Raw genomic sequence first — 15,181 nt, forward strand, 5'->3', positions numbered from 1 at the left:
CCGGGACAAGGCGGGGGTTCCGAGGAGTGCTTGCATGAATATTTCCATCCGTGCGGAAACGCCCGGCGACATCAACGCCATCGCTCGCCTGACCGAAGCCGCGTTCCGCAACGAAACGCATAGCAGCCATACCGAGCAGTACATCGTCGATGCCCTCCGCCGTGCTGGCGCGCTGACGCTTTCGCTGGTGGCCGAAGCGAATGGCCAGGTGATCGGCCATATCGCAGCCTCACCAGTGACCATCGATGGCGAAGCGGGCGGCTGGTACGGCCTCGCGCCGCTATCGGTGGCGCCCGGGCGACAGCGCCAGGGTCTCGGTTCGCAGTTGGTCCGGCGCCTGCTCACCGAGTTGCGACTGCTGCCCGCGGGTGGCTGCGTGGTACTGGGCGAACCGACCTACTACTCGCGCTTCGGCTTTCGGGTGGAAAGCGGCCTGGCGTTGCCCGGCGTTCCCGCCGAATACTTCCAGGCACAGTCCTTCAGCGGGCGCATGGCGCGAGGAATAGTGGCCTTCCACGCCGCATTCGACGCCAGCGACTGAGCCGGAACGACAGCAGCCGCTATGTCGCCCCCTAGTCGCGGGCTCAATCGAACTGGGTACCCTTCTGGATCAGTTCCACCTTGTAGCCGTCCGGGTCTTCGAGGAAGGCGATCACGCTGCGTCCGTGCTGCATCGGCCCGGCCTCGCGGGTGACCCGATAGCCCAGCGCCCTGGCCCGGGCGCAGGTGACGGCGGCATCCTCGACCTCGATGGCCAGGTGGCCGTAGCCGTCGCCCTGGGTGTAGCCGTCCCGGTCCCAGTTGTGGGTCAACTCCAGGGCAGCGGCCGCGCGCTCGTCCTGGTAGCCGACGAAGGCCAGGGTGAAGCGGCCTTCGGGATAGTCCCGGCGCCGCAGCAGGCGCATGTCCAGGGCGCGGGTGTAGAACTCCAGCGCGGCCTCGAGATCGGCCACGCGGAGCATGCTGTGCAGGATTCGCATGGAAATTCTCCGTGGAATCCGGCGGCGAGCCGCCGGAGCGGGGATCAACCCTCGATGCGGTAGCCCTTGAACAGGAAAAGCGGACCGAAGGCGTAGCTGTCGATCAGTTCGTAGAAGCGCGCGATGGTTTCGTTGCGGCAATGCTGGAGGAACGCCGCCTCGTCTTCGTACACCTCGTCGAGGTAGAAGCGGTTGCGGTTGTTCTCGTCGCGGATCACTTCGAAGCGCAGGGTGCCCGGCTCGCTCTGCAACGAGCCATTGGCATCGAACAGACCTGCCGCGGCGAACGCTTCGCGCTTGTCGGAGGGAACGTCGAACTGAACCAGTACGTGGTAGGTCATGGAATCTTTCCTCGTGAAATGGGGTTGGAAGCGATCGCGAGGTCCATGCTAGGGTGGCCTTTCACTCATTAAAAGTAATCAATAATCAGCAAGGCACTCACTTAAAGAGAATTATGTGAAACTCTCCCAACTCGGATTCTTCTGCGCGGTGGTCGAACGCGGCACCATCGCAGCCGCGGCCGAACAGTTGCATTGCGTGCCGTCGAACATCACTACCCGCTTGCGCGAACTCGAAGGACAACTCGGCGTAGCCCTGTTCAATCGCGAAAGGAATCGCCTGCTGGTCACCCCCGAGGGCCGCCTGCTGTACCGCCACGCCACGCGCCTGCTGGCGCTGGCCGACGAGACCGCTGCGCTGTTCGCCGGCGACCAGGCGCACGGCGCGCTACGGGTCGGCGCACTGGACGTGGCCCTGGCCAATCACCTGCCCCAGCGCCTGGCCCGCTACCGCCGCGAGTCGCCGGGCGTTGAACTGCACATCCGCCCCGAGCATTCGCTGCTGCTCGAGCGTCTGCTGATGGAGGGAGAGCTGGACCTGATCGTTGCCGACGGCCCCATCGAACACCCGTTGCTGGCCAGCCGCCTGGCCTTCCGCGAGCGCCTGTTGCGAGTCACTCCCGCCAACCTGCCGGCGCCCACTCCCGAGGACCTCGCCAGCCTCGAACTCTATGTGTTCGGCCACACTTGCCACTACCGCCGCCAGGTCGACCGCTGGCTGGCGGAAAGCGGTATCCAGCCGCGTGCAACCCTGGAAATCGAGTCCTACCCAAGCCTCTTCGCCTGCATCGAGGCCGGTCTCGGCTTCGCCTGCGTGCCGGAGAGCTTCGTTGCACGCATGCCCTCCACGCGACGGGGTTTCCATGCCGAACCGGTAGCCGGCCTGGACTCCAGCGATATCCATTTCGTCTGGCGCAAACAGCAAGCCTCGCCGCTGATCCAGGGCTTCATCGACAGCATCGGCGCCGACTGACGCCAACGATCGATGCCGCAACACAAACGCACTCGGAAAAATCGGTAACAGCGGAACCACTGCACAGACCAGAGAAAAAGCCGCCACCAACCAGGCCTGGCGGCGACACCGGAAGTACCCTCGGCGGCCGATTGCCGAGCCGATCCCCTACCTGCCCCCTGGGTTTTCCGACGAAAGACCTTGATTCGTGGGAGGTAGGGTCGTCTCCGCTAGATACCCCTCAACCCTGCGTGCGGGCTCCATGCCCGAGCGCCTTGGCGAGATTTGCCCATAGAGCCATCACTTATGACTGCGACAGACAGAACGCCCCCGCCATTGAAATGGCTCTGCCTCGGCAACCGTGATGCGAACGACGGATTCGAGCTCTTCGCCCATGGCATCTATGCGAGGAACGGCGCGTTGGTCGGCAGCAAGCTCTCCCTGCGCGAACGGCGCCAGCGCGTCGACCTGTCGGCCTTCCTTTCCGGCGCACCGCCGCTGCTTGCTGAGGCGGCGGTCAAGCACCTGCTGGCGCGCCTCCTGTGCGTGCACCGGCACAACACCGACCTCGAACTGCTCGGCAAGAACTTCATTCCCCTGCATGCCAGCAGCCTGGGCAACGCCGGGGTCTGCGAGCGGATCCTGGCCTCGGCCAGGCAATTGCAGCAGCACCAGGTCGAACTCTGCCTGCTGCTGGCCATCGACGAGCAGGAACCCGCCTCGGCGGAGTACCTGGCGTCCCTCGCCCGGCTACGCGACAGCGGCGTGCGCATCGCGCTGCACCCGCAACGCATCGATACCGACGCTCGCCAGTGCTTCGCCGAGGTCGACGCCGGCCTCTGCGATTACCTGGGCCTGGACGCGCGCCTGCTTGCCCCCGGCCCGCTGACGCGTAACCTGCGCCAGCGCAAGAGCATCGAGTACCTGAACCGGCTGTTGGTGGCACAGGACATCCAGATGCTTTGCCTCAACGTCGACAATGAGGAACTGCACCAACAAGCCAACGCACTCCCCTTCGCCTTCCGTCACGGCAGGCACTATTCGGAGCCTTTCCAGGCCTGGCCGTTCAGCAGTCCGGCCTGCTGAACGCCGACGCGGCTGCCAGCCGTCACGCCAGGCTGGCCCGCTATCCCACCAGGCGCTACCCTTGGCGGTTTCGACGGACAGGGACGACGGTCATGGGCAACTATTTCGAGAGCCCCTTCAGGGGCAAGCTGCTCTCGGAACAGGTCAGCAACCCGAACATACGGGTGGGGCGCTACAGCTACTACTCCGGCTACTATCACGGGCATTCCTTCGACGACTGCGCCCGCTACCTGATGCCGGACCGCGACGACGTGGACAAGCTGGTCATCGGCAGTTTCTGCTCGATCGGCAGTGGCGCCGCCTTCATCATGGCCGGCAACCAGGGACACCGCGCCGAATGGGCGTCGACCTTCCCCTTCCACTTCATGCACGAAGAGCCTGCCTTCGCCGGCGCCGTGAACGGCTATCAGCCAGCGGGCGACACGCTGATCGGCCATGACGTCTGGATCGGTACCGAGGCGATGTTCATGCCCGGCGTACGGGTCGGCCACGGAGCCATCATCGGCAGCCGCGCGCTGGTGACCGGCGATGTCGAGCCCTATGCCATCGTCGGCGGTAACCCGGCCCGGACCATTCGTAAGCGCTTTTCCGATGGCGATATCCAGAACCTGCTGGAAATCGCCTGGTGGGACTGGCCACTGGCCGATATCGAGGCAGCCATGCCGCTGCTGTGCGCCGGGGACATCCCCGCCTTGTACCGGCACTGGAAACAGCGCCAGGCCACGGCCTGACGGTTGGACGAAGGAGGTCGAGGATTTTTCTCGGGCCCGATGGCCTACCCTCTATGCTTCCAACGGTGTACTGTCGCGATGCCTGGCCATCCAGGCATGCGTGCCAGAGCTACTCCAGCGACCGTACCGGCGGAGCGAAACGCTGTATTTCCGCCAGCCCGTGCCGCGCACCGATCGCAGGACTTCATGACCGACGGCCCCCTGGAACGGCTACCGGGCAAGACGAGTGACAAGAACGACACATGATTGAAGAAGCCACTTCCAGCAAGCACTCAGGCACGACGGACACCCCGCTGGTATCCGTCGTAGCGCCCTGCTTCAACGCGGAAAAGTACCTGGAAGAAGCCCTGCGCAGCATCTACGAGCAGGACTACACGAATTTCGAAGTGATCATCGTCGACGACGGTTCCACCGACAACAGCTACGCCATGCTGGAGCAGTTGCAGAAAGTCCACGGTTTCCAGCTCTACCGCCAGCAGAACCAGGGCGTCAGCGCAGCGCTGAACTTCGGTCTGCAACACGCCCGCGGCGACTACGTAGCCACGCCGGACCTGGACGACATCATGCTGCCGCACTCGTTGAGCGTGCGCGCCGCGTACCTCGACCAGCACCCGGAGGTCGGCTGCGTCGGCGCCCTGGTGATCTACATCGACAGCGAAGGCCAGGAAACCAAGCGGCAGAACGGCAATCGCATCCGCCAGCTGGACTTCGACTACTTGCTCGGCAACGCCTACGTCTGCGGCGCCCCGGTGTCCCTGTACCGCATGGAGGCCCTGCGCGCAGCCGGCTTCTACGATCCCGAGATCAAGGTGCAGGACTTCCAGATGACCCTGCGCATCGCCAGCCAGGGCTACCAGATCCACAAGCTGCCGGTGCTGGTCACCCGCTACCGGCGCCACCCCGACAACCTGTCGCGGCGCTACAAGGTGCTGCTCGATGCCGACCTGCGCACCATCGCGCCCTACCAGTCGCATCCCGCCTACGAGCGCGGCCGCACGGAGTTGGTCAACAAGGCCCTGAAATACGCCGTGGTCGCGGACAAGCGGCATGCCTGGCAACTACTCCGCTCGCTGCCGCTGCGGCAGTGGAACCGTACCACCTTCCGCCGGTTGAAGCGCTTCCTTCTCCATCACGAGAGCTGAGTCCGTCACCGCGAAGATTCGTCGTGCATGGGCTATACCTCCCCGATACACCTTGGTTTCGAATTGCCGCCCGACAACGGGTAGGCCGGCCGCTTGACGCCCGCGGCCGTTCTTCGAGGGAGCTTGAATGACCGCGCTGCACGACCTCCCGGGAACCCGCCTGCTGGCACTGTTCGCCCGCCGGGAACTCTCGCCTGGCGAGTACTACGAGCATCTGCTGGCCCACATCCAGCGCTGGGAACCGCATCTCAACGCGCTGTATCGCTTCGACCCGCAACGGGTTCGCGAACAGGCCGCGGCGGCCAACGAGCGCTGGCGCAAGGGACAGCCCAAAGGCCCGCTGGACGGGCTGCCGGTAACCATCAAGGAGCTGATCGCCACCGCTGGCGAACCTATCCCATTGGGCAGCGCCGCCACCGCCCTGCAACCCGCGCCCTGCGACGCGCCGCCGGCCGCTCGGCTGCGCGAAGCCGGCGCGATCGTCCTGGCCAAGACTACGGTTCCAGACTTCGGCATGCTTTCATCCGGCCTCTCCAGCTTCCACGGAGTCACCCGCAATCCCTGGAACCTGGCCAACAATACCGGCGGCTCCAGTTCGGGCGCGGCAGCGGCGGCCGCCGCCGGCTACGGACCGCTGCACCTGGGCACCGACATCGGCGGCTCGGTGCGACTGCCGGCGGGCTGGTGCGGCCTGGTGGGCTTCAAGCCAAGCCTCGGGCGGATCCCCATCGACCCTTACTACACCGGTCGCTGCGCCGGTCCGATGACCCGCTGCATGGACGACTGCCTGCTGCTGATGCGCTACCTCGCGCAGCCCGACGCCCGCGACGCCACCAGCCTGCCGCCGGAAGTGCTGGACTGGAGCGCCGAGCCGCTGTCGGTGCGCGGCCTGAGGGTCGGCCTGCAACTCGACCCCGGCTGCGGCCTGCAGCCCGACGCGGAAATCCGCGCCGCGATCGAGGCCGCGGCGCGGCTGTTCGAGGAGCACGGCGCTCAGCTCAGGATCGTCGAACCGCTGATGGACCGGAGCCTGCTCGACGGCCTGAACGACTTCTGGCGCGCCCGCCTGTGGAGCGAACTGCTGCTCCTCGACGAGACGCGGCGGGCCAGGGTGCTGCCCTATGTCCACGCCTGGGCCGAGGGCGGCGCACGGGTCAGCGGGGTCGATGCGGTGCGCGGTTTCAACCAGACCTTCGAGATGCGCCGGCGCGCCGCCCGGCTGTTCGGCGAGATCGACCTGCTGCTGACGCCGACCAACCAGGTCGAGGCCTTCCCCGCCGACTGGGCCTCGCCGCTGAACGATCCGCAGCGGCCGTTCGAGCACATCGTCTTCACCGTGCCGTGGAATATGGGCGAACAGCCCGCGCTCTCGATAAACTGCGGCTTCACGGCCGCCGGCATGCCGATCGGCCTGCAACTGGTCGCGCCGCGCTTCGCCGATACCTGGCTGTTGCGCATCGGCAAGACCTACGAAGGCTGGCGCGGTCCGATCCACGGCTGGCCCCGGCCGCCGGCTGACTGAAGCCGGCGGCCGCTCGTCGCTCGGCTCCAGGCCTGAGTGTTTCAGTCGTCACTCCGAGAGGGCCTTCGCCATGCGCTCCCCCACCCGTCCCCCGGCGGCCGCCGATCCGGCCAGCCGCCGCAGCGTCTTTGCCGTGGTCCTCGGCAACGCCGTGGAATTCTTCGACTTCGGGGTCTATGCCACCTTCGCGGTGATGATCGGACGGACTTTCTTCCCCTCCGACAGCGCCTTCGTCAGCCTGCTCCTGTCGGTCACCGCGTTCGGCGTCGGCTTCGTCATCCGCCCCCTCGGCGCGATCCTTATCGGCGCCTACGCCGACCGCGCCGGGCGCAAGCCGGCGATGCTCCTTACCCTGTTCCTGATGGCGCTGGGCACCGGCGGCATCGCGGTGCTCCCCGGCTACGACAGCATCGGCCCGGCCGCGCCGCTGCTGCTGGTGCTGACCCGCCTGCTGCAAGGCCTGGCCTGGGGCGGCGAGGCCGGACCGGCGACCACCTACATCCTCGAGGCGGCACCGCCGCACAAGCGCGGCACCTACGCCTGCTGGCAGGTCGTAGCGCAAGGCATCGCGGCGGTCGCCGCCGGGCTGATGGGCTACCTGCTCACCCTCTGGCTCGACGAGCGCCAACTGCAGGAATGGGGCTGGCGGATTCCCTTCGCGGCCGGCCTGCTGGTCCTGCCGATCGGCCTGTACATCCGCCTCAACCTGGCCGAGACCTTTGCCGGACGCGGCCGCCAGGCCAGCACCCGGAGCCTGCTCGGCGAATTGTTCGGCAATCATCGGCGGGCCCTGCTGCTCGGCCTGCTGATCCTCTCCGGAAGCACCATCACCCAGTACTTCCTCAACTACATGACCACCTTCGCCCTTACCGAGCTACACCTGCCGGCGGGCATCGCGATGCTCTCGACGCTGGTCGCCGGCGCCGCACTGGCGCTCTCGGCGTTGCTCGGCGGCGTGCTCTGCGACCGCTACGGGCGCCGCGCCGTGCTGATCCTGCCGCGCCTGGCGCTGCTCGCGGTGCTGTTCCCGGCACTGCAGGCAATGACCCGTCACCCCGAGCCGGCAGTCTTCCTCGCCGTCCTCGCCCTGCTCTCGGCCCTGCATGGCATGAGCGGCGCGGCGCTGATCGTGCTGCTGGTAGAAAGCTTCCCCCGGGCGCTGCGCTCCACCGGTTTTTCCCTGGTCTATGCGACCGGCGTCGCCGCGTTCGGCGGCACCGCGCAGATCGTGGTGACCTGGCTGATCGGCGTCACCGGCAATCCGCTGTCGCCGCTGGGCTACCTGCTGCTGGCCAACCTGGTCTGCCTGGGTGGGGCCTGGCTGGCCCGCGAGACCTGGCCGGGTCGCGGGGACATGGGAGGCGCGCCGCTGGTGCTGCGCGACTGAGAACTTGCGCGGTTCGTTCAAGCGCCGCCGGCCTGTCGCGAGCGACGCTGGGGACCTCATTCATCCGGAGGTCCCACCATGCAGTTCTTCCTGCGCTACGCCTACGCGCCCCTCTTCTGGTCCGGCTTCATCGGCCTGGCGACCTGGCAGGTCGGCTATCGCCAAGCTTCCCACGCCTGGCTGGTCGCCCTGTTCCTCGGGGCGCTCGGCCTGTCCTTTCTCGCCGAACGACGACTGCCCTACCAGCCACGCTGGAACCGGCCGCACGCCGACCGCCTGCGCGATGTCCTGCACGCGTCGGTCAACGAAAGCCTGAACGCACTTGGCATCCTCGCCCTGCCACTGCTGGCCGGAGTCCTGGGCTTCTGGCCGGTATGGCCGCAGGCCTGGCCGCTGTGGCTGCAACTGCTGCTGGCGATCGTCCTGGCCGATCTCGGCATCACCCTGGTGCACTACGCCAGCCACCGTTCGGCGCTGCTTTGGCGGCTGCACGCGGTGCACCATAGCGTGCAGCGCCTGTACGGTTTCAACGGGCTGATGAAGCATCCCCTGCACCTGGGCCTGGAAGCGCTCGGCGGCACCCTGCCGCTGTTGCTGCTCGGCGTGCCGCAGACGGTCGCCGCGCTGCTCGCCTTCGCCATCGGCATCCAGTTGCTGCTGCAACACAGCAACGTCGACATGCGCATCGGCGGGTTACGCCATGTGTTCGCCTGGGCACCGCTGCATCGCCTGCACCACATCCGCTACGGGCGCGCCGGCGACGTCAACTTCGCGCTGTTCTTCAGCGTCTGGGACCGCCTGCTCGGCACCGCCCTCCATCGTCCCGACTACCGCCTGGACAGCACCGACATGGGCATCGGCGACCAGCCTGACTATCCCCGCGACTATGCCGGCCAGTTGCTCGCGCCATTCCGCGACCTGCCACGCAGCAGGCACGTCCCACAGCCGCCGGAAGGATTGGGGCGTTCAGCCGGCCAGGCGTAGGTGCGGCAGCGACAGGCCGGCGCGGATACCGAGCAGGCTGCGTACGCTGCGCGACAGGTGCGCGGCGTCGGCGAAGCCGGCGTGATGGGCCGCCTCGGTCAGGCTGCGCCCCTGCAAGGCCAGGGCGAAGGCCAGGTACAGGCGGCGCCAGAGCACCAGGCGGCGCACCGACAGGCCGACCTGGACGGCGAACAGCCGCTCCAGTTGGCTCAGCGAAAGACTGGCGCTGCGCGCCAGTCTTTCCGCCTCGACCCGCGCCGCGAGTTGCTCGTCGAGCGCCGCCAGGGCCTTTTCGACGCGGCGGTCGAGCCGTCGACGAGGCAGCCGCGCAAGCCGCCCCAGCAACGCCTCGGGCTCGCCGGGAGCGTCCTCGAGAAGCTGACGCAGGTCGTCGCTGTCGAACGCCAGCGGCTCGGCGTACAGCGCCAGCAACGGCTGCGACGCGTCGACGCGATGGGCTTGCAGCGAGGGCACCAGCAAGCGCCGGGCCTCCAGTACCTGGCCAGCGACGCGCACCCGCAGCGGCGTCTCCGCCAGCAGCAACTGGTGGGCATAGTGCGCGTGCTCGCGGGTATCGCCGTTGACCCCGGCGAACAGCGCGTGGTCCCGCGCCAGCCAGACCTCGCCCTGCCAATGCCGCTCCGTCATCGCGTACATTCCGTCAACCGTTCCGTGGCGAAACGGTGTCGGCTATGGCGACCGCCGTCAAGCCCGCAAGGTCAGCGTCCGAACCAGTCGCGCCGATCGTCGAAGGCGTGCTCGATCAGATCGAGCAAGGCACGCACCTCCACGCGGTTCTCCGCTTCCGGCTGCACGCTCATCCAGACTTCCCGCCGCATCGGCTCGTCGAAGACCTGCGGCAACGCCGCCAGGTTGCGCTCCAGGCGTCCGGCGTAATGCGGCAGCAGGCCGATGCAGGCGCCCCAGAGGATCGCCTGTAGCAGCAGGTCGTGGCTCTGTACCTCGATCACTCCCGACTGGCGAGCCGCCACCCGCCGGTTCCAGGGCGCCAGGGCGGCGCTGGCGGCGTGACCGTGGAGCTGCGCCAGCAGGTAGTCGTCCAGCTCGTCCTCGCTGGCCGGCCGCGTGCGCTCGCGCGAATAGCGCTTGCCGATGTGCGGCTGGTACTCCAGCTCGGCGATGCGCGCCGGTGCGGCGAAGTGGCCTTCCATCGCCGGATGCGGCTGCCCCGGATCGGCGATCCAGATGGCGATCTCCGCCGGCCCTGCGCTTTCCGGCCAGCCCTCGCGCAACTCGGCGAGGGCTACGCGCAGGTTGGCGTTCTTGCGCAGGTAGCCCCACAGCTCGCGACTGAGCACATCGTGCAGGACGCTTTCGGCCACCGCCAGGCGCACCAGCGGCTGTTGCCGGTGAAGATCGGCGTGGCTCTGGCTGTCCTCGACCAGGCGCTGCCCGGCGGCCTGGACGATGCGGCCCTCGCGGGTCAGCGAGAGGGCGTTGCCCTCATGCACGAACAGATGCAGGCCGAGGCGCTCCTCGAGCCGGGCCAGGGTCTTGCGCAGCAGTGTCGGCTTGACGTCCAGGCTGCGCGCAGCCTGCATGAAACAGCCGCAACGGGCAGTGACCAGGAAGAAATGCACCACCTCCAGAGAACCGAACAGCTCGTGCCAATAGGCACGGTCGTCGCGTCCCTGCGCGGGCCTGAGCAGTGCCGGGCGCTGCCCGGCGGACTCCGATAGGGCCATGCTTCCTCGCTAGCGTCCAGGCATGAGGCGAATCCGCAGTTCGATCGGCTGCGGCATGTGTTCCGGCGGCGGCAGGCGCAACGAACGGTCCATCAGCGCGCGCCGCAGTTCATTCTCGATCGGCTCGGCGTCGCTGCGCAGGCAGGCGAGACGGACGATCCAGCCGCGTTCGTCGAGCCAGACCCGCAGGTCGATGTCGGTATTCGGCAACTGCCCCGCCGCGCGCCGCGACTCCAGGAAGGCCAGCAGCCGCGGCGCGGTTTCGGCGTCTTCGCCCAGGCGCTGCTGGACCTGCTCGCCGAGCCATGCGGCATAGGCGCCCCAGAGCCGCTGGCGTTCGTCGCGGAACCGCTCGGGCTCGCCGAACAGCCAGCTGCGCAGGTGCCGCCAGCGGCTCGCGCGCGGCCCACGCCTGGCCTCCGGGATGCCGTCCATCAGTGCAGTTCCGCCAGGGTCTTGCCGAGCAACGCGCCGTCGATGCTCAGGGTAGCGTTGTTCACCAGGCCATCCAGGTAGGCCTTGGCTATCTGCTCCTGGCGTTGCGCGCGCAGGCTTTCGCGCAGGCGACCACGGACCTCGTCGAGGGTGGCGAGGCGGGCGTCGCGACGCTCGGTCAGCTTGACCAGGTGGAAACCGTTGGCGCCCTGGATCGGCTCGGACACCGCGCCGACCTTTAGCCGTTCCAGCGCCGGACGGATCGCCGGCAGCAGTTGCGCCTGCGCCAGTAACCCACCGATGTCGCCGCCGTTGCGGGCGGTCTGCGGGTCGTCGGAATGCTTGCGCGCCAGTTCGGCGAAGTCGCCGTCCGCGGCCTGCCGGTAGAGTTCCTGAGCGCGCTTGCGCGCTTCGGCAAGCCCGCCGGCCGCAGAGGCGGCGATGAAGATCTGGCTGACCCGGTACAGCGCCGGTACAGCCAGTTGCGCCTTGTTCGCCTGGTAGGCGGCCTGCAGTTCGGCATCGCTGGGGTAGTCCTCGGGCACCGTGCTCACCGACTCCAGGTAGGTACGCAGGACGATCTGCCGCGCCGCCGCATCGATCAGCGTCTTCACCTGCGGACGCTGTTGCCAGTCCTGGGCGCTGGCCTGTTCGTAGAGCGCCTTCTCGGCGAGCCGCGCACGCATCCAGCGTTCCAGTGCGTCGCGGTTCTCGCTCAACTGCGCGCGGGTTTCCGCCGGCACCTCGGCCAGCAGCGCCTTCAGTTCGTCCGGCGCCACCTGCAAGGCGCCGAGGCGGGCCACCGCGGGTTCCGCGGCGGCGCTGGCAGATGGCTTGGCAAGCGCGGCCTGGGCCTGGCCCGCGCCGCCGTCCTCGCGCTGGCCACAGCCGGCGAGAACGGCAAGCGCGAACGCCAGGACGCCGCAACGAAATGCCGGCCGCATCGGCTCAGGCCTCGCCATCGACGGGTTGACCGGCATCCTGCGCCATGCCCTGCTGCTCCGCGGCCAGGCGGCTGTAGTCGCGCAGATAGGCGATGAACTCCTGCAGCAGGCGATCCCACAGTTCGATATGGCTACGCAGGTTGGCCGGGCTGACGCCGCCGGCGACGATCACGTCCATTTCCATCACCAGGAACTCGCCCTGCTGCGACAGGCGGCCGAAGCGCCGGCTGAGATTCCAGCGCTCGGTCAGCCCGGCGGGCAATTCGCCCTGCACGCGCAGGGCGCAGCTGAAGGTGAAGTCGAGGTAGCTCGCCGGCGTCGCCGCCGGATTGCCGAAGCGCACCGCGTAGCCGATTCCCTGGCTGGCACTGAGCAGTTGCACGACGCCGTTCTGCTCGCTGCGGTTGACCCGGTAGCCGGCGTCCTGCAAGGCCTCGGTCAGGCTGTCGACGGAAAGGTGTTCGATCAGGGTGATGTCGTTCATATCCGGGTTCCTGGTTTGCTGTCGGATTTCACTGGGCGAGCGCCGCCTGGCGGTTCTCGACCTGGGTCTTGTAGAGGTCGTCGCCGAGCTTCTGCGCCATCTCTTCGAATTTCACCCGCGCACCGCTGGCGAACGGTTGGCGGATCTTCATCACCTCGGCGACGCTGACGTTCTCGTAGGCGCCGAGGATCTCCTTGGCCACGCCATACATCTCCCGATTCTTCGCGGTGCACTGCTGCAACTGCTGGTCGTGCTCGCGGAACGCCAGGTCGAGCTTCTGCCGCTCGGCCTCCTTGGCTCGCGCCATGACCAGCAACTCGTCGTAGGCCTGCTTGTACTTGCCCAGTTGCTCGTTGCTCGCCTCGACCATCTGCCGCGCCCGGTCGTGCAAGCCCTGTTGCTGGGCCGAGAGCTGCTCGGCCTGGCCCTTGGCCCGGGTCAGCTCGGCGCTCAGTTGCTTGACCTGGGCCAGCGCCGCATCGCGCTGGCTCTCCAGCGCAGCTTTCGCCGCGGCGGCCTGGGCCTGTTCGGTCTGCAGCACCTGGAGTTGCTGGGTGGTGCTGCGCAACTGGGTGCGCAGGCGTTCCTCCAGGCTGTCGGCGTAGGCCGCCTGGCTGGCGTAGGCGGCGAAGGCGGCCCCGGCGAGCAGCGCCTGGGCCCAGATCGGTAATGAGAAAGGTCGCGTGTTCATGGTCTGCCTCTTCATGGTCTGCCTCGAGGAGCGCTCAGAAGCGCGTGTTGACCTCGAGTTGCAGGACGTCGATGGAGAACGGTGCGCCGTAGACCTCGTCGGAGCTGAGCCAGCGCGCGGTACCGTAGACGCGCTTGTCGAAGCCATAGCTGGCGCCGAGGATGTAGCCCTTGGCGTTGGTCCCGCCAAGGTGGAAGGTGGAATCGTTGAAACCGTCCGGCAGGGCATCCGGCTGGATGTACTTGTAGGCGGCGAAGACCTGCCAGTCGCCGGCGTCGCGCATGTCCAGGGCGTTGCCCAGGGTGAACTGGAGCATCCAGGCGTTCGCCCCGCTCTTGATGTCGCCGTCGGAGCCGAGGTTGTTGGCGATCTGCGCCACACCGCCGGCGCGCTTGCGCATGTCGCCCTCGTCGTAGCCCAGGTTGTGCACGTAGTTGCCGGCCACCCGCAGCTTGAAGTCGTTGGGTAGCTCGGCATCCCAGCCGAGGTTCAGGTCGAGCAGATTGAACTCCGAGGCCAGGCCGACGTACTGCGGGTTCGGCGTGTTCGCCGGGTCGGCCGGGTTGGGCACGATGTCGCGCAGGAGGAACACCGTGTTGCCCTTCTGCATGAAGGTCGGACGGCTGCCGTCGGTGTCACACTCCGGATCTCCGGCCCAGGGCCGGCAAGGGCTGGAACGCCGCCCTTCGATATCGTCGAAGCGGTAGTAGGCCAGCGCGCCGGTAAGGCTGTGCTGCGGGTTGATCTTCCAGGTGGCGCCCAGTTGCGCGCCGTAGAGCCACTTGTTGTCGCTGTCTTCCTTGTCGAAGCCGTTCGACGAGGCGGTGTCCGAGCTGTATTCCACGGGGAACGCGCCGACCGTGCCGAACAGCGCGACATCGCGGCTCAGCGGCTGGTTGAAGATCGCCGCCACGCCGTCGAAGTTGAGGTCGTTGGAATACAGCAGGTCGGTGGACAGGAACGGATTGGCGATCCGCCCGCCGGTCAGGCTCAGGCGCTCGCTGGGCTTCCAGGTCAGGTAGCCCTGGTCGAGCCAGAGGTCCTTCTTGCCGAAGCCGCCGCCGAGGGTCTGGGTGGTCGACACCGGGTTGTTGTCCGAACCAGTGCCGATGCGGATGCCGGCGCTCCAGCTTTCCGACAGCGCCGCCTTGAGGCCGAAGCGCGCGCGCAGGCGCAGCAGGCTGTCGCGGTCCTCGCGGGTATTGAGCAGCGGCGGCAGGCCCGCGCTGGTATTCGGGTTGACGTCATAGGGACCGTCGTCGTTGAGTTCGGCGAAGTCGGTGATCTGGTTGCTGTTGCCGTTGCCGAAGGAGCGCGACTCGTAGCGCAAGCGCACGTCGCCGTCGAAGCTGATGCGCGAGGCCCAGTCCGGGAATGCGTTGGGCTGCGCCCAATTCTCCGCCTTGGCCTGGGTCATTACCTCGGCCTTCACTTCGTCGCGGATCTGGTCGCGCACCACCTGCGGGATATAGGGTACGCGGACCTCCCCGGGGACAGCGGCAACGGCCGCCGCGGGCGCCACGGCCTGGCGCGCCTGCTGGGCCTGCTGCGCCTCGGCCTCGGCCTGCCTGACCAGCGCATCGGCCTGTTCCTTCTTCAACACGCCCTGCTGTACCAGCAGGCGGATCAGGTTGATCGTGGCGTTCTCCGAGGGCGCCGGCGGCTGGGCCTGCGCCTGGCCGGCCAGCGCGGCGAGCATGACGCCCATCCCCAGCGCCAGTCGGTTCACTTTCGCGTTCATCTGTGTACGGCTCCTAAGGTCCTTCAAGGCAGTCGCCTGCCGGAAATCGTTCTGGGTT

17 protein-coding genes are annotated in these 15,181 nt (G+C 67.6%); 8 read left to right on the top strand and 9 right to left on the bottom strand.

The genetic code is table 11. The features are described 5' to 3' along the window. Window positions 1-34: 34 nt before the first annotated feature. Entirely contained in the window at window positions 35-541 is a 507-nt protein-coding gene (locus AT700_RS22005) for a GNAT family N-acetyltransferase (protein ID WP_029610464.1), read from the top strand. A gap of 43 nt (window positions 542-584) precedes the next feature. Here the strand turns inward: AT700_RS22005 and gloA are convergent, their stop codons facing one another. Together gloA and AT700_RS22015 are read right to left on the bottom strand one after the other, a co-directional pair. After that, window positions 585-980 (bottom strand): lactoylglutathione lyase, encoded by a 396-nt coding sequence (gene gloA / locus AT700_RS22010; protein ID WP_003098430.1) that lies wholly within the window; start codon window positions 978-980, stop codon window positions 585-587. A gap of 44 nt (window positions 981-1,024) precedes the next feature. Next, window positions 1,025-1,321 carry a putative quinol monooxygenase gene (locus AT700_RS22015; protein WP_029610465.1) on the bottom strand — a complete coding sequence of 99 codons (297 nt, stop codon included), beginning with the start codon at window positions 1,319-1,321 and terminating at the stop codon, window positions 1,025-1,027. Window positions 1,322-1,436: 115 nt separating this feature from the next. Here AT700_RS22015 and AT700_RS22020 point away from each other — a divergent pair, with 115 nt between their 5' ends. The 7 genes from AT700_RS22020 (at window position 1,437) to AT700_RS22050 (ending at window position 9,122) form a co-directional block, all read left to right on the top strand. Next, entirely contained in the window at window positions 1,437-2,291 is an 855-nt protein-coding gene (locus AT700_RS22020; RefSeq protein WP_003145767.1) for a LysR family transcriptional regulator, read from the top strand. Between the two features lie 285 nt (window positions 2,292-2,576). After that, window positions 2,577-3,356, top strand: a complete 780-nt coding sequence (toxR, locus tag AT700_RS22025) for a toxA transcriptional regulator ToxR (RefSeq protein ID WP_003120800.1) — start codon at window positions 2,577-2,579, stop codon at window positions 3,354-3,356. Between the two features lie 92 nt (window positions 3,357-3,448). After that, window positions 3,449-4,087 carry a type B chloramphenicol O-acetyltransferase gene (gene catB, locus AT700_RS22030; protein WP_003110805.1) on the top strand — a complete coding sequence of 213 codons (639 nt, stop codon included), beginning with the start codon at window positions 3,449-3,451 and terminating at the stop codon, window positions 4,085-4,087. A gap of 242 nt (window positions 4,088-4,329) precedes the next feature. Continuing rightward, window positions 4,330-5,229: an alpha-1,6-rhamnosyltransferase gene (gene migA, locus AT700_RS22035; protein ID WP_003145769.1), complete on the top strand. Its 900-nt coding sequence runs from the start codon at window positions 4,330-4,332 to the stop codon at window positions 5,227-5,229. Window positions 5,230-5,356: 127 nt separating this feature from the next. Continuing rightward, window positions 5,357-6,751, top strand: coding sequence for an amidase (locus tag AT700_RS22040; protein WP_048521547.1), 1,395 nt, complete (start codon window positions 5,357-5,359; stop codon window positions 6,749-6,751). A gap of 70 nt (window positions 6,752-6,821) precedes the next feature. Next, a complete protein-coding gene (locus tag AT700_RS22045) occupies window positions 6,822-8,138 on the top strand; it encodes an MFS transporter (protein ID WP_003123056.1) in 1,317 nt (438 codons plus the stop codon). Between the two features lie 78 nt (window positions 8,139-8,216). Beyond that, window positions 8,217-9,122, top strand: a complete 906-nt coding sequence (locus AT700_RS22050; RefSeq protein ID WP_003085391.1) for a sterol desaturase family protein — start codon at window positions 8,217-8,219, stop codon at window positions 9,120-9,122. Here AT700_RS22050 and AT700_RS22055 read toward each other — a convergent pair. The 7 genes from AT700_RS22055 to AT700_RS22085 all read right to left on the bottom strand — a co-directional run bounded on the left by AT700_RS22055 (window position 9,105) and on the right by AT700_RS22085 (window position 15,123). After that, on the bottom strand, window positions 9,105-9,770 hold the full coding sequence (locus AT700_RS22055; RefSeq protein ID WP_003085387.1) for a helix-turn-helix transcriptional regulator: 666 nt from the start codon (window positions 9,768-9,770) through the stop codon (window positions 9,105-9,107). The genes AT700_RS22050 and AT700_RS22055 overlap by 18 nt on opposite strands. Window positions 9,771-9,841: 71 nt before the next feature. After that, a complete protein-coding gene (locus AT700_RS22060) occupies window positions 9,842-10,828 on the bottom strand; it encodes a LysR family transcriptional regulator (protein WP_003098443.1) in 987 nt (328 codons plus the stop codon). A gap of 9 nt (window positions 10,829-10,837) precedes the next feature. Next, entirely contained in the window at window positions 10,838-11,263 is a 426-nt protein-coding gene (locus tag AT700_RS22065) for a hypothetical protein (RefSeq protein WP_003110838.1), read from the bottom strand. Then, entirely contained in the window at window positions 11,263-12,207 is a 945-nt protein-coding gene (locus tag AT700_RS22070) for a peptidylprolyl isomerase (RefSeq protein ID WP_003120806.1), read from the bottom strand. The genes AT700_RS22065 and AT700_RS22070 overlap by 1 nt, the downstream gene beginning before the upstream one ends. A gap of 4 nt (window positions 12,208-12,211) precedes the next feature. After that, window positions 12,212-12,691: a YbjN domain-containing protein gene (locus AT700_RS22075; RefSeq protein ID WP_003085375.1), complete on the bottom strand. Its 480-nt coding sequence runs from the start codon at window positions 12,689-12,691 to the stop codon at window positions 12,212-12,214. 28 nt (window positions 12,692-12,719) lie between these two features. Further along, window positions 12,720-13,382, bottom strand: a complete 663-nt coding sequence (locus AT700_RS22080; protein ID WP_003116527.1) for a hypothetical protein — start codon at window positions 13,380-13,382, stop codon at window positions 12,720-12,722. Window positions 13,383-13,416: 34 nt separating this feature from the next. Then, window positions 13,417-15,123, bottom strand: a complete 1,707-nt coding sequence (locus AT700_RS22085; protein ID WP_003112715.1) for a putative porin — start codon at window positions 15,121-15,123, stop codon at window positions 13,417-13,419. Window positions 15,124-15,181 lie beyond the last annotated feature (58 nt).

This window comes from Pseudomonas aeruginosa (assembly GCF_001457615.1).
Taxonomy (GTDB): Bacteria; Pseudomonadota; Gammaproteobacteria; order Pseudomonadales; family Pseudomonadaceae; genus Pseudomonas; species Pseudomonas aeruginosa.

Coding starts and splice junctions, on each gene's coding strand:
- AT700_RS22005 (WP_029610464.1), top strand. CDS start 35: ATGAATATTTCCATCCGTGCGGAAACGCCCGGCGACATCAACGCCATC.
- AT700_RS22015 (WP_029610465.1), bottom strand. CDS start 1,321: ATGACCTACCACGTACTGGTTCAGTTCGACGTTCCCTCCGACAAGCGC.
- AT700_RS22045 (WP_003123056.1), top strand. CDS start 6,822: ATGCGCTCCCCCACCCGTCCCCCGGCGGCCGCCGATCCGGCCAGCCGC.
- AT700_RS22060 (WP_003098443.1), bottom strand. CDS start 10,828: ATGGCCCTATCGGAGTCCGCCGGGCAGCGCCCGGCACTGCTCAGGCCC.
- catB (WP_003110805.1), top strand. CDS start 3,449: ATGGGCAACTATTTCGAGAGCCCCTTCAGGGGCAAGCTGCTCTCGGAA.
- AT700_RS22065 (WP_003110838.1), bottom strand. CDS start 11,263: ATGGACGGCATCCCGGAGGCCAGGCGTGGGCCGCGCGCGAGCCGCTGG.
- AT700_RS22085 (WP_003112715.1), bottom strand. CDS start 15,123: ATGAACGCGAAAGTGAACCGACTGGCGCTGGGGATGGGCGTCATGCTC.
- AT700_RS22070 (WP_003120806.1), bottom strand. CDS start 12,207: ATGCGGCCGGCATTTCGTTGCGGCGTCCTGGCGTTCGCGCTTGCCGTT.
- AT700_RS22055 (WP_003085387.1), bottom strand. CDS start 9,770: ATGACGGAGCGGCATTGGCAGGGCGAGGTCTGGCTGGCGCGGGACCAC.
- gloA (WP_003098430.1), bottom strand. CDS start 980: ATGCGAATCCTGCACAGCATGCTCCGCGTGGCCGATCTCGAGGCCGCG.
- AT700_RS22075 (WP_003085375.1), bottom strand. CDS start 12,691: ATGAACGACATCACCCTGATCGAACACCTTTCCGTCGACAGCCTGACC.
- toxR (WP_003120800.1), top strand. CDS start 2,577: ATGACTGCGACAGACAGAACGCCCCCGCCATTGAAATGGCTCTGCCTC.
- AT700_RS22080 (WP_003116527.1), bottom strand. CDS start 13,382: ATGAACACGCGACCTTTCTCATTACCGATCTGGGCCCAGGCGCTGCTC.
- AT700_RS22050 (WP_003085391.1), top strand. CDS start 8,217: ATGCAGTTCTTCCTGCGCTACGCCTACGCGCCCCTCTTCTGGTCCGGC.
- AT700_RS22040 (WP_048521547.1), top strand. CDS start 5,357: ATGACCGCGCTGCACGACCTCCCGGGAACCCGCCTGCTGGCACTGTTC.
- migA (WP_003145769.1), top strand. CDS start 4,330: ATGATTGAAGAAGCCACTTCCAGCAAGCACTCAGGCACGACGGACACC.